The 12924-nt window shown below is 62.8% G+C and carries 11 protein-coding genes; 10 read left to right on the forward strand and 1 reads right to left on the reverse strand.

The genetic code is table 11. The annotated features are described in order from the left end of the window. Window positions 1-65: 65 nt before the first annotated feature. The 10 genes from CAF79_RS04990 to gcvP all read left to right on the forward strand — a co-directional run bounded on the left by CAF79_RS04990 (window position 66) and on the right by gcvP (window position 12474). Complete coding sequence (locus CAF79_RS04990; RefSeq protein WP_085696902.1) at window positions 66-626, forward strand: YecA family protein; 561 nt, start codon at window positions 66-68, stop codon at window positions 624-626. A 27-nt stretch (window positions 627-653) separates the two neighbouring features. After that, the gene (pepP, locus tag CAF79_RS04995; protein WP_085696903.1) at window positions 654-1988 is read left to right on the forward strand and encodes a Xaa-Pro aminopeptidase; all 1335 of its coding nucleotides are present in this window, start codon (window positions 654-656) and stop codon (window positions 1986-1988) included. Next, complete coding sequence (ubiH, locus tag CAF79_RS05000; RefSeq protein ID WP_085696904.1) at window positions 1985-3172, forward strand: 2-octaprenyl-6-methoxyphenyl hydroxylase; 1188 nt, start codon at window positions 1985-1987, stop codon at window positions 3170-3172. Before pepP ends, ubiH begins: the two co-directional genes overlap by 4 nt. Beyond that, window positions 3165-3650: a DUF4442 domain-containing protein gene (locus CAF79_RS05005; RefSeq protein ID WP_085696905.1), complete on the forward strand. Its 486-nt coding sequence runs from the start codon at window positions 3165-3167 to the stop codon at window positions 3648-3650. The genes ubiH and CAF79_RS05005 overlap by 8 nt, the downstream gene beginning before the upstream one ends. Before the next feature lie 9 nt (window positions 3651-3659). Beyond that, complete coding sequence (locus tag CAF79_RS05010) at window positions 3660-4877, forward strand: 2-octaprenyl-3-methyl-6-methoxy-1,4-benzoquinol hydroxylase (RefSeq protein WP_170929697.1); 1218 nt, start codon at window positions 3660-3662, stop codon at window positions 4875-4877. A gap of 137 nt (window positions 4878-5014) precedes the next feature. Then, window positions 5015-6019 (forward strand): extracellular solute-binding protein, encoded by a 1005-nt coding sequence (locus CAF79_RS05015; RefSeq protein ID WP_085696907.1) that lies wholly within the window; start codon window positions 5015-5017, stop codon window positions 6017-6019. 157 nt (window positions 6020-6176) lie between these two features. Further along, window positions 6177-7793 (forward strand): iron ABC transporter permease, encoded by a 1617-nt coding sequence (locus CAF79_RS05020; RefSeq protein ID WP_085696908.1) that lies wholly within the window; start codon window positions 6177-6179, stop codon window positions 7791-7793. A gap of 157 nt (window positions 7794-7950) precedes the next feature. Next, on the forward strand, window positions 7951-9033 hold the full coding sequence (gcvT, locus tag CAF79_RS05025; RefSeq protein WP_085696909.1) for a glycine cleavage system aminomethyltransferase GcvT: 1083 nt from the start codon (window positions 7951-7953) through the stop codon (window positions 9031-9033). A gap of 49 nt (window positions 9034-9082) precedes the next feature. Then, the gene (gene gcvH / locus CAF79_RS05030) at window positions 9083-9466 is read left to right on the forward strand and encodes a glycine cleavage system protein GcvH (RefSeq protein ID WP_085696910.1); all 384 of its coding nucleotides are present in this window, start codon (window positions 9083-9085) and stop codon (window positions 9464-9466) included. 134 nt (window positions 9467-9600) lie between these two features. Further along, entirely contained in the window at window positions 9601-12474 is a 2874-nt protein-coding gene (gene gcvP, locus CAF79_RS05035) for an aminomethyl-transferring glycine dehydrogenase (RefSeq protein ID WP_085696911.1), read from the forward strand. A gap of 103 nt (window positions 12475-12577) precedes the next feature. Here the strand turns inward: gcvP and CAF79_RS05040 are convergent, their stop codons facing one another. After that, window positions 12578-12895 (reverse strand): DUF2388 domain-containing protein, encoded by a 318-nt coding sequence (locus CAF79_RS05040; protein WP_007951791.1) that lies wholly within the window; start codon window positions 12893-12895, stop codon window positions 12578-12580. Between the last annotated feature and the right edge of the window lie 29 nt (window positions 12896-12924).

A 12924-nucleotide genomic window follows, 5' to 3' on the forward strand; every position in this document is an offset into this window, starting at 1 on the left:
AGTCTGTCGATGTAGGATACAAGGCCTTCATTCTAGACATAGCGCCGTCTGGCGCCTAGCTGCCCATGCCCATTCAGAATTCCCCGTACCAAGGCTTTGCCACCCTGCTCAATTCCAGCGGTCACTCCGTTTCGCCTGCCGAACTGCACGGCCTGTTGCTGGGTCGCAGTTGCGCCGGCGCCGGCTTCAATGCCGAAGAATGGCTGATCGATGCTGCCGAGCTGCTCGAAAGCGAGCCGCAGGACAACGTCCGCAACGCGCTGATCGGTCTGCAGGAGATGGTCAAGAGCGAACTCACCGGCGACGATATCACCGTGGTTCTGCTGCTGCCGAACGATGACGCTCCGCTGACCGAGCGCGCCGCCGCGCTGGGCGAATGGTGCCAGGGCTTCCTCACCGGTTTCGGCCTGAACTGCCGCGACAGCAGCATGCTGAGTACCGAAGCCACCGAAGTGTTGCAGGATCTTGCAGCAATCTCCCAGGTGCAAGACGCACTGGAAGAGTCCGAAGACGGCGAAAGCGACTATATGGAAGTCATGGAGTACCTGCGTGTAGCGCCGCTGCTGCTGTTCTCCGAAACCAAAAAGGCCGACGTGCCGCCAGCGGCCAAGCCGTCGCTGCACTGATCGCGTGCCAGGGAAAGCCATCTGCCCATGATCCATATCCCGAAAGCGGAATACGCCCGGCGCCGCAAGGCGCTGATGGCGCAGATGGAACCCAACAGCATCGCGATCCTGCCTGCCGCCGCGGTCGCCATCCGCAACCGCGACGTCGAGCATGTCTATCGCCAGGACAGCGACTTCCAGTACCTCAGCGGTTTCCCCGAGCCACAGGCGGTCATCGTCCTGATGCCCGGTCGCGAACACGGCGAGTACGTGCTGTTTTGCCGTGAACGCAATGCCGAACGCGAACTCTGGGACGGTCTGCGCGCCGGCCAGGAAGGCGCGATTCGCGATTTTGGCGCCGACGACGCTTTCCCCATCACCGACATCGACGACATCCTGCCGGGCCTGATTGAAGGCCGCGACCGGGTGTATTCGGCCATGGGCAGCAACCCGGAGTTCGACCGCCACCTGATGGACTGGATCAACGTGATCCGTTCCAAGGCGCATCTCGGCGCCCAGCCGCCGAACGAATTCGTTGCCCTGGATCACCTGCTGCACGACATGCGTCTGTATAAATCGGCGGCAGAAGTGAAGGTGATGCGCGAAGCGGCGCGGATTTCCGCCCAGGCCCACATCCGGGCAATGCAGGCCAGCCGTGCCGGCCTGTACGAGTACAGCCTCGAAGCCGAGCTCGATTACGAGTTCCGCAAGGGCGGGGCGAAAATGCCGGCCTACGGTTCGATCGTCGCTGCCGGGCGCAACAGCTGCATCCTGCATTACCAGCAGAATGACGCGTTGCTCAAGGACGGCGATCTGGTACTGATCGACGCTGGCTGCGAAATCGACTGCTACGCCAGCGACATCACCCGCACCTGGCCGGTCAACGGCAAGTTTTCCGCCGAGCAGAAAGCGATCTACGAATTGGTATTGGCCTCGCAGGAAGCAGCGTTCGCTGAAATCGCTCCGAACAAACACTGGAACCAGGCGCACGAGGCCACGGTCCGGGTCATTACCGCCGGGCTGGTGAAGCTGGGGCTGTTGCAGGGCGAAGTCGACGAATTGATCGCCTCCGAGGCCTACAAGGCGTTTTACATGCACCGCGCCGGCCACTGGCTCGGGATGGATGTGCATGACGTCGGCGAGTACAAGGTCGGCGGTGAATGGCGGGTGCTGGAAGTCGGCATGGCGCTGACCGTGGAGCCGGGCATCTACATCGCCCCGGACAATCAGAACGTAGCGAAAAAATGGCGCGGCATTGGCGTGCGCATCGAGGATGACGTGGTAGTGACCAAGAGCGGTTGTGAAATCCTGACCGGCGGCGTGCCGAAAACCGTCGCCGAGATCGAAGCCCTGATGGCGCAAGCACGGACCTGCGCGGCATGAGTCGGGTCAATCTGGCAATCATCGGTGGCGGTCTGGTCGGCGCCAGTCTGGCGTTGGCCTTGCAGGTCGGGGCCAAGGCCCGTGGCTGGAAGATCGTGCTGATCGAACCGTTCGCCCCCGGGAACACCTGGCAGCCAAGCTACGACGCGCGTTCTTCGGCGCTGTCCTTCGGCTCGCGACAGATTTATCAGCGGCTGGGCGTGTGGCAGGAAATCTCCCGCCGCGCCGAGCCGATCAAACAGATTCACGTGTCCGACCGTGGGCGCTTTTCCACCGCCCGACTGTCGGCGATGGAAGAGGGCGTTCCGGCACTTGGTTATGTAGTGGAAAACGCCTGGCTCGGTCAGTGCCTGTGGCAGCACCTCGACAAAGACGTGATCAGCTGGCGCTGCCCGGCAGAAGTCTCCCGCATGGAACCGTTGCCGGACGGCTATCGCCTGACCCTCAACGATGAGACCACGGTCGAGTGCGATCTGGCGGTGCTCGCCGATGGCGGCCGTTCCGGTCTGCGTGAGCAACTGGGCATCAACGTACGCAAGCGCCCCTATAACCAGAGCGCACTGATCGCCAACATCACCCCGAGCGAAGCCCACAACGGCATGGCGTTCGAGCGCTTCACCGACGAAGGCCCGATGGCGCTGCTGCCGCTGCCGGAAAACCGTTGCGCGCTGGTCTGGACCCGTCTGGGCATGGACGCGCAACGTCTGGCGGACCTGAGCGAGCGGGATTTCCTCAGCGAACTGCAAGGCGTGTTCGGTTATCGCCTCGGCACCCTGAAACAGGTCGGCGCACGGCATCTGTACCCGCTGGCGCTGGTGGAAGCCGAAGAGCAGGTGCGTTCGCATCTGGCCGTTCTCGGCAACGCCGCCCACAGTCTGCACCCGATTGCCGGGCAGGGTTTCAACCTGTCCCTGCGCGATGCCGATGCGCTGGCCGCCGCGCTGCTGACCAGCGACAAACCGCTGGGGGATTTCGACACGTTGCAGGCTTATCGCGAGCGTCAGCGTCTCGATCAGGACCTCACCGTCGGTTTCTCCGATCAGGTCACGCGGCTGTTCGGCAGTACCCAGCCGCTGGTATCACTGGGACGCAACATCGGCCTGCTCGGCCTCGATCTGCTGCCGCCGGCCAAACGCTGGTTCGCCCGTCAGGCCATGGGGCTGGGGACGCGGCCGGATGCGTGAGTGGCTGATCAAACTATTTGGCAAGGCGCGGCTGATGCGCTGGATCATGACGTTCTACCCGCCGTACTTCGGCGCCGGTGTCCGGGTGAAGCACATCAGCGATGACTTTCGGGACATTCAGGTCTCGATGGGCCTGGGCTGGTACAACCGCAATTACGTCGGCACCCAGTTCGGCGGCAGTCTGTATTCGATGGTCGATCCGTTCTTCATGTTGATGCTCATGGAAAACCTCGGCTCGCGGTACATCGTCTGGGACAAGGCCGCCGACATTGATTTCATAGCGCCAGGCAAAGGTCCGGTGTTCGCCCGGTTCCACATCGACGACACGTTGCTCGACGAGATCCGTCGGCAGACCGCCAGTGGCGAAAAGTACCTGCCGCAGTTGCAGGTCGATATTCATGACGGCGCCGGCAACCTGGTGGCGCGGGTCGGTAAAACCCTTTACGTGCGGCTCAAGCCGCCAGCGAGACAGGCTTAAAGCATGGAAATGCGCGCGGATGTGCTGATTGTCGGAGCCGGAATGGTCGGCAGTGCCCTGGCGCTGGCGTTGCAAGGCAGCGGACTGGAAGTGCTGTTGCTCGACGGCAGCCCGTTGAGCGTCAAACCCTTCAATGGCGATGCGCCGTTCGAGCCACGGGTGAGCGCACTGTCGGCGGCCAGCCAGCGCATCCTCGATCGCCTCGGCGTGTGGGACGGCATCGTCAACCGACGCAGCAGCCCTTACACCGACATGCACGTCTGGGACGGCAGCGGCACCGGCCAGATTCACTTCTCGGCCAGCAGCGTACACGCCGATGTGCTCGGGCATATCGTCGAAAACCGCGTGGTTCAGGATGCCTTGCTCGACCGTCTGCACGATTGCGACATGGGCCTGCTGGCCAACGCGCGGCTGGAGCAGATGCGCCGCTCCGGTGACGACTGGCTGCTGACCCTGGCCGACGGCCGCACTTTGCGCGCACCGCTGGTGATTGCGGCGGACGGGGCCAATTCCGCCGTGCGCCGTCTGACCGGCGTCGCCACCCGTGAGTGGGATTACCTGCATCACGCCATCGTCACCAGCGTGCGCAGCAGCAAACCGCACCGGATGACCGCGTGGCAGCGTTTCACCGATCACGGGCCGCTGGCGTTTCTGCCGCTTGAGCGTAACGGTCAGCAGGACTGGTGCTCGATCGTCTGGTCGACCACGCCGAGCGAAGCCGAGCGGCTGATGGCGCTGGATGAAGCGGATTTCTGCCGTGAACTGGAGCGTGCCTTCGAAGGTTGCCTCGGCGATGTCATCAGCGCTGATCCGCGCCTGTGCGTGCCGCTGCGTCAGCGTCACGCCAAGCGCTATGTGGCCGAGGGCCTGGCCTTGATCGGCGATGCCGCGCATACCATTCACCCGTTGGCGGGGCAGGGTGTAAACCTCGGTTTCCTCGATGCCGCTGTACTCGCCGAAGTACTGCTGCAAGCCAATGAACGCGGCGAACGCCTGGCGGATGTGAAAGTGCTGAGCCGCTACGAACGCCGGCGCATGCCGCACAACCTGGCGCTGATGGCGGCGATGGAGGGCTTCGAGCGGTTGTTCCAGGCTGACCCGCTGCCGCTGCGCTGGCTGCGCAACACCGGCCTGAAAATCGTCGAGCAGATGCCAGAGGCCAAGGCGTTGTTCGTGCGTGAAGCATTGGGGCTGACTGGGGACCTTCCAGTCCTGGCTAAACCTTAGTGCTCTATTGAGGCTGACGGCGCAGGAAGTTTCGGGCTGTGCAACATCTGGTAACTCCTTGGGAAAGTGTTCGATTGAGCTCGCAAATGTGAGTCCTTATCATTTGGGCCACTTTTCCCGACCGAGAGACCGCTCCCATGTTGGCATCCAAGCGTGTTCTGACCGCACTGGCCCTGACCCTGATCGGCAGCACTGCCGCCCAGGCCGCCGACGAGGTGGTGGTCTACTCCTCGCGTATCGATGAACTGATCAAACCGGTGTTCGATGCCTACACCGCCAAGACCGGGGTTAAGATCAAGTTCATTACCGACAAGGAAGCGCCGCTCATGCAGCGGATCAAGGCCGAAGGCGAGAACGCCACCGCCGACCTGCTGCTGACCGTCGATGCCGGTAACCTCTGGCAGGCCGAGCAGATGGGCATTCTCCAGCCCTTCACCTCGAAAACCATCGACGCCAACATTCCGCTGCAATATCGCTCGTCCAGCCACGCCTGGACCGGCCTGAGCCTGCGCGCGCGGACCATCGCCTATTCCACCGAACGGGTGAAACCGGGTGAACTGACCACTTACGAAGCATTGGCCGACAAGAACTGGGAAGGCCGCCTGTGCCTGCGCACGGCGAAGAAGGTCTACAACCAGTCGCTGACCGCCACCATGATCGAAGTGCACGGCGCCGAGAAGACCGAGAAGATCCTCAAGGGCTGGGTCAACAACCTGTCCACCGACGTGTTCTCCGACGACGTCGCGGTGCTGGAGGCGATCAACGCCGGCCAGTGCGACGTCGGCATCGTCAACACCTACTACTACGGTCGCCTGCACAAGCAGAAGCCGGAACTGCCGGTGAAACTGTTCTGGCCGAACCAGGCGGATCGCGGTGTACACGTCAATCTGTCGGGTATCGGCCTGACCAGACACGCACCACACCCGGAAGCGGCCAAGGCGCTGGTCGAGTGGATGACCACGCCTGAAGCGCAGAAGATCTTTGCCGATGTGAACCAGGAGTTTCCGGCGAATCCGGCGGTGAAGCCTTCGGACGAAGTGGCGGCTTGGGGGGAGTTCGTGGCTGATACGCTGCCGGTTGAAGTGGCGGGCAAGCGTCAGGCTGAAGCGATCCGGATGATGGATCGGGCGGGTTGGAACTGAGTTTTCACTTTTTTTGATCATTCCCACGTCGAACCGACTGCGTGGGAATGCAGGCCCCCGACGCTCTGCGTCGCATCAACGATAGCGTGATGCGGAGCGTCACAGGATGTGTGCCCACGCAAAGCGTGGGCACACACATTTGAACGAGACTGTTTCATTGGCCCACCCCGCCCAACGCCGCTGGTACCCCATCGTCTTCGCCATCGCCGCGTTGGTGTTGCTCCCTCTCAGCGTGCTCCTGCTCTCATGGCAAACCATCGATCAGCAGATCTGGTCGCACCTGTGGGAAACCCAGATGCCGGGCCTGCTGGGCAATACGCTGGCACTGGTCTTCGGCGTCGGTGTCGGTGTGACGCTGATCGGCGTGAGCCTTGCCTGGCTCACCAGCCTCTGCGAATTCCCCGGACGACGCTGGCTCGACTGGGCGCTGATGCTGCCGTTCGCCATCCCGGCCTACGTGCTGGCGTTCGTCTTCGTTGGCCTGCTGGACTTCGCAGGTCCCGTGCAGACCCTGCTGCGCGAATGGTTCGGCAGCGGCCTGCGCCTGCCGCGAGTGCGCTCCACCGGTGGCGTGATTCTGGTGTTGGTGCTGGTGTTTTATCCCTACGTTTACCTGCTGGCGCGCACCGCGTTCCTGGCGCAGGGCAAGGGCTTGATGGAAGCCGCGCGAGTGCTCGGCCAGTCGCCGTGGCAGGCGTTCTGGCGCGTGGCGTTGCCGATGGCGCGGCCGGCCATCGGTGCCGGTGTGGCGCTGGCGTTGATGGAAACCCTGGCGGATTTCGGTGCGGTCTCGGTGTTCAACTTCGACACCTTCACCACCGCGATCTACAAGACCTGGTATGGCTTCTTCAGCCTTCCAAGCGCCGCGCAACTGGCCAGCCTGTTGTTGCTGGTGGTGATGCTGGTGCTGTACGGCGAACGTCGCGCACGCGGCGCCAATCGGGCAAGCAACGAGCGACCACGGGTCAAGGCGCTGTATCAGCTGCGCGGGCCAAAGGCCTGGGCGGCGAGCGGCTGGTGCGGTCTGGTGTTCGCCTGTGCGTTTGTCATTCCGGTGCTGCAACTGGTGGTGTGGTTCTGGCAGCGCGGGCGATTCGATCTGGATGAGCGCTACGCCGGGCTGATTCTCCACACGTTATATCTGGGCGGCATGGCGGCGCTGATCACGGTCGGCGTGGCGATGTTGCTGGCGTTCGCCCGGCGTCTGGCGCCAACCCGGACGATCGACTCTGCGGTCGGTCTGGCCAATCTCGGTTATGCCTTGCCGGGCTCGGTGCTGGCGGTGTCGATCATGCTTGCGTTCAGTTATCTGGATCGGGAGTTGGTGATTCCACTGTCCGGCTGGCTTGGCGGTGCGGGCAAACCGTTGCTGCTGGGCAGTCTGGCGGCGTTGCTGCTGGCGTATCTGGTGCGGTTCGTGGCGGTGGCCTATGGGCCGCTGGAAAGCAGTCTGGCGCGTATACGGCCTTCTTTGCCTGAAGCGGCACGCAGCCTGGGTGTCAGTGGGCCGCGACTGTTTTTCAAAGTGTATCTGCCGCTGTTGCTGCCCGGCACGCTCAGCGCCGCGTTGCTGGTGTTCGTCGATGTGCTCAAGGAAATGCCCGCGACCCTGCTGATGCGCCCGTTTGGCTGGGACACGCTGGCGGTGCGGATCTTCGAAATGACCAGCGAAGGCGAATGGGCGAGGGCGTCGCTGCCGGCATTGACCCTGGTGCTGGTCGGTCTGTTGCCGGTTGTCGGACTTATTCGCCGCTCGGCGCATCGAAACACTTAGTAGTGAGTCCTGAATCATGCGGCTACAATGCGCGGCATTCGGTGCGGTCCGTCTGACAGACCCTGTCGCTGAAATCGGCTGAAAGCCCTTTTTTACGGGGTTTTCCGAGCCGTGCAGCAGCGTTCCGCACCTTCGCCACGCCCGGAAGGAGAAACCCATGGGACAGCGTACGCCTCTGTATGACCTGCATCTCGCCCTTGGCGCGAAGATGGTCGATTTTGGCGGTTGGGACATGCCCCTGCATTACGGCTCGCAGGTCGAGGAGCATCACGAAGTGCGTCGCGATTGCGGGGTGTTCGATGTTTCCCACATGACCGTGATCGATGTCACCGGCCCCCAGGCCAAGGTCTGGCTCCAGCATTTGCTGGCCAACGACGTCGAACGTCTGCACAGCCCCGGCCGTGCGTTGTACAGCACCATGCTCAACGAGCGCGGCGGTATCGTCGACGACATGATCGTCTACCGTCTCGAGGACGGTTATCGCCTGGTGGTCAACGCCTCCACCCGCGATCAGGATCTGGCCTGGATGCAGGCACAGTTGGGCAGCTTCGATGTGCAAATGCACGAACGCTCCGAGCTGGCGATGCTCGCCATTCAAGGCCCCCATGCCCGGCACAAGATTGCCGAACTGGTGACCCAGTCCCGCGCCAATCTGATCCAGATGCTCAAGCCTTTTGAAGGCCACGTCGACGGCGACTGGTTCATTGCGCGCACCGGCTATACCGGTGAGGACGGTCTGGAAATCGCCCTGCCGGCCGATCAGGCTCCGGGATTTTTCAACGATCTGGTGGGCGCCGGCATTTCTCCCATTGGCCTCGGCGCTCGCGACACCTTGCGGGTGGAAGCGGGGATGAACCTCTACGGTCAGGACATCCATCAGGACGTTTCGCCACTGGCCTCGAACATGGCCTGGAGCATCGCCTGGGAACCGGCCACGCGCCGATTCATCGGACGTGATGCGCTGGAAGCGGAAAAAACCGCCGGCGTGCAGCACAAACTGGTCGGCCTGGTGCTTGAGGAACGCGGGGTTTTGCGTGCGCATCAGGTGGTTCGTATCGCAGATGTTGGCGAAGGAGAGATCACCAGTGGTAGTTTCTCTCCTACGCTTAGCAAGTCGATTGCCCTGGCGCGTGTACCGATGGCGACTGCCGACCGCGCCGAAGTGGAAATCCGTGGCAAGTGGTATCCGGTACGAGTGGTCAAACCGACCTTTGTCCGTCACGGCAAAACCTTGATCTAAACCTTTTCCGGCGGGCACGACCGCTGACAATTTCTTGAGGACACCGAGCATGAGCAACATCCCAGCTGAACTGCGTTTTGCCGAAAGTCATGAATGGGCGCGCCTGGAAGCCGACGGCACTGTCACCGTGGGCATCAGCGATCACGCCCAGGAAGCGTTGGGTGATGTGGTGTTTGTCGAGCTGGCAGAAGTGGGCAAGGTGTTCGCCGCCGGTGATGCCGCCGGCGTTGTCGAATCGGTCAAGGCTGCTTCCGACATCTATTCCCCGGTTGGTGGCGAAGTGATTGCCGTCAACGAAGAACTGGCCGGTTCGCCGGAAGAGCTGAACAACGATCCGTACGCCGCGTGGATCTTCAAGCTCAAGCCAAGCGACAAGTCCGAGCTGGACAAACTGCTCGACGCTGCCGCCTACAAGGCCGCCATCGGCGAATAAGCTGCAGGCCAGATCCCAAGGCCCCGACCCGTCGGGGCTTTTTTCTGCCCGGGACTTTTGCGGTCGGGGTGGCTGCTATGCTGGTTTGACCGTGTTGCATTGACGCTGAGCCGCCAGCCAAGAGAGAGCCCGTCATGTCCCAGTTGCCATCCCTGAGCCAGTTACGCGATCCCCATGCCTTTCTGCGCCGCCACCTCGGGCCCGATGCCGCCGAGCAGCAGGCGATGCTCGACAGCCTCGGCCTCGGCAGCCGGGTCGAGCTGATCGAACAGACCGTGCCGCCGGGCATTCGCCTCAACCGCGAGCTGGACCTGCCGCCGGCGCTGGACGAACAGGCAGCGCTGGCCAGACTGCGCGGTTATGCCGAACAGAATCAGGTCTGGACCAGCCTGATCGGCATGGGCTACCACGGCACCCTGACGCCGACCGTCATCCTGCGTAACGTGCTGGAAAATCCCGGCTGGTACACCGCCTACACGCCTTACCAACCGGAAATCGCCCAGGGCAGGCTCGAAGCGTTGCTCAACTTTCAGCAACTGACCATCGACCTCACCGGCCTTGAACTGGCCAACGCCTCCCTGCTCGATGAAGCCACTGCCGCCGCGGAAGCCATGGCCCTGGCCAAGCGGGTGGCGAAGTCGAAAAGCAATCTGTTCTTCGTCGACGAAAACTGTCATCCCCAGACCATTTCCGTGGTGCGGACCCGCGCCGAAGGCTTCGGTTTCGAGCTGATCGTCGACACTGTGGATAACTTGAAGCAGCACCAGGTGTTCGGCGCGCTGCTGCAATACCCCGACACCCACGGCGAAGTTCGCGACCTGCGGCCGCTGATCGACCACCTGCACGCGCAGCAGGCGCTGGCCTGCGTGGCGGCGGATCTGCTCAGCCTGTTGCTGCTGACCCCGCCGGGCGAACTGGGTGCGGACGTGGTGTTCGGCTCATCCCAGCGCTTCGGTGTACCAATGGGTTATGGAGGCCCGCACGCGGCGTTTTTCGCCAGTCGCGAGGAATACAAACGGGCAATTCCCGGGCGGATCATCGGCGTGTCGAAAGATGCCCGTGGCAACGTCGCGCTGCGCATGGCCCTGCAAACCCGCGAGCAGCACATTCGCCGGGAGAAAGCCAATTCGAACATTTGCACCGCCCAGGTGTTGCTGGCCAACATCGCCAGTTTCTATGCGGTCTATCACGGCCCGGAAGGACTGAAACGAATCGCCCAGCGCGTGCACCGGCTGACCTGCATTCTCGCCGCCGGGCTTGAACGCCATGGCATCAAGCGCCTCAACGAACACTTCTTCGACACCCTCACGCTGGACGTCGGCGGGGCGCAAACCGCGATCATTGAAAGTGCCCGGTCCGCGCAGATCAACCTGCGCATCCTCGGTCGTGGCCAACTGGGGCTGAGCCTCGACGAGGCCTGTGATGAAACCACCGTGGCCAGGCTATTCGATGTGCTGCTGGGCGCCGATCACGGGTTGAGTGTCGATGATCTCGACGGCGAAACGCTGACCTCCGGCATTCCCGACACACTGCAACGCAGCACGCCGTACCTGCGTCACCCGGTGTTCAACGCCCACCACAGCGAAACCGAGATGCTGCGCTACCTCAAGCAGCTGGAGAACAAGGATCTGGCGCTCAACCAGTCGATGATCCCGCTGGGCTCCTGCACCATGAAACTCAACGCCACCAGCGAGATGATCCCGATCACCTGGCCGCAGTTCGCCAACCTGCACCCTTTCGTGCCCCGCGAGCAGGCTGTCGGTTACACGCTGATGATCGAAGAGCTGGAGCGCTGGCTGTGCGCGATCACCGGGTTCGATGCGATCTGCATGCAGCCCAACTCCGGCGCCCAGGGCGAGTACGCCGGGTTGCTGGCGATCCGCAAATACCACGAGAGCCGCCAGCAGGGCGGGCGGAATATTTGTCTGATTCCTTCCTCGGCCCACGGCACCAACCCGGCCTCGGCGCAGATGGCCGGGATGCACGTGGTGATTGTCGAGTGCGACGAGGCCGGCAACGTTGATCTGGAAGATTTGAAAGCCAAGGCGTCCGAGGCTGGCGCCAGGCTGTCGTGCCTGATGGCGACCTATCCGTCGACCCACGGTGTGTACGAGGAAGGCATCAGCGAAATCTGCGAAGTTATCCACAAGCACGGCGGCCAGGTGTACATGGACGGCGCCAACCTCAACGCCCAGGTCGGGCTGGCGCGGCCGGCGGACATCGGCGCCGACGTATCACACATGAACCTGCACAAGACCTTCTGCATTCCCCATGGCGGAGGCGGGCCGGGCATGGGGCCGATTGGCGTGCGTGCGCATCTGGCGCCATTTGTTGCCAACCATCCGGTGATTCCGATCGACGGGCCGCAACCGCAGAATGGAGCGGTCAGCGCCGCCCCATGGGGCAGTGCGAGCATTCTGCCGATCAGCTGGATGTACATCGCGATGATGGGGCCGCAACTGGCGGACGCCAGCGAAGTGGCGATCCTCGCGGCGAATTACCTGGCGCAGCACCTGTCCGGCGCTTTCCCCGTTCTGTACACCGGGCGCAACGAGCGGGTCGCCCACGAATGCATTCTGGATCTGCGGCCGCTCAAGGCCGCCACCGGCATCAGCGAGGAAGACGTCGCCAAACGCCTGATGGATTACGGCTTCCACGCGCCGACCATGTCGTTCCCGGTGCCGGGCACCCTGATGGTCGAGCCGACCGAAAGTGAGTCCAAGGCCGAACTGGATCGCTTCATCGGCGCCATGCTGAGCATCCGCGCAGAAATCACCGAGGTGCAGAACGGCAACTGGCCGGCCGAAGACAACCCGCTCAAGCGGGCGCCACACACCTTGGCCGATATCACCGGCGTGTGGGATCGGCCTTACAGCATCGAGCAGGGCATCACGCCGGATGCTCACACCAAGGCGCACAAGTATTGGCCGGCGGTGAACCGGGTCGATAACGTCTACGGCGACCGCAACCTGTTCTGCGCCTGCGTGCCGGTGGACGATTACCGCTGATCTTTCGCGTATGCCTCGACCGTGGGAGCGGGTCAGGGCGAACCGGAAACTGCGGGCACAAAAATGCCGCTCGTGTGAGCGGCATTTTTGTCTGTCCGGAAAGTTATTCCGACGCCACGGCGTTCTTCGCCAGAATCGCGTTCGCCAGTTCCATGTCCGTTGCCTGCAGGCCCGGATTGTCGGCGCGGACTTTCTGCATCGCCGCTTCCAGGTACGGGCCACGGATACCGCCGTCACTGGCGACGAAGCTGCCGGCATCGTCCTGGGCGGCAACGATCAGTTTGTGATCCTTGAAGGTCAGGTAGGTCGAGCCGGTGGTGGCACCGGACGAAATGACGTTACGCCAAAAGCTGTCGGCCATTGCCGAACCAACAGGCAGAGACAGCAGGGCAAGGGTGGCGACAGCAAGTTTGAGACGCATGTTGGGTGACTCCACTGGTGTTGAATAAC

The organism is Pseudomonas sp. B26(2017) (assembly GCF_002113045.1).
GTDB lineage: Bacteria > Pseudomonadota > Gammaproteobacteria > Pseudomonadales > Pseudomonadaceae > Aquipseudomonas.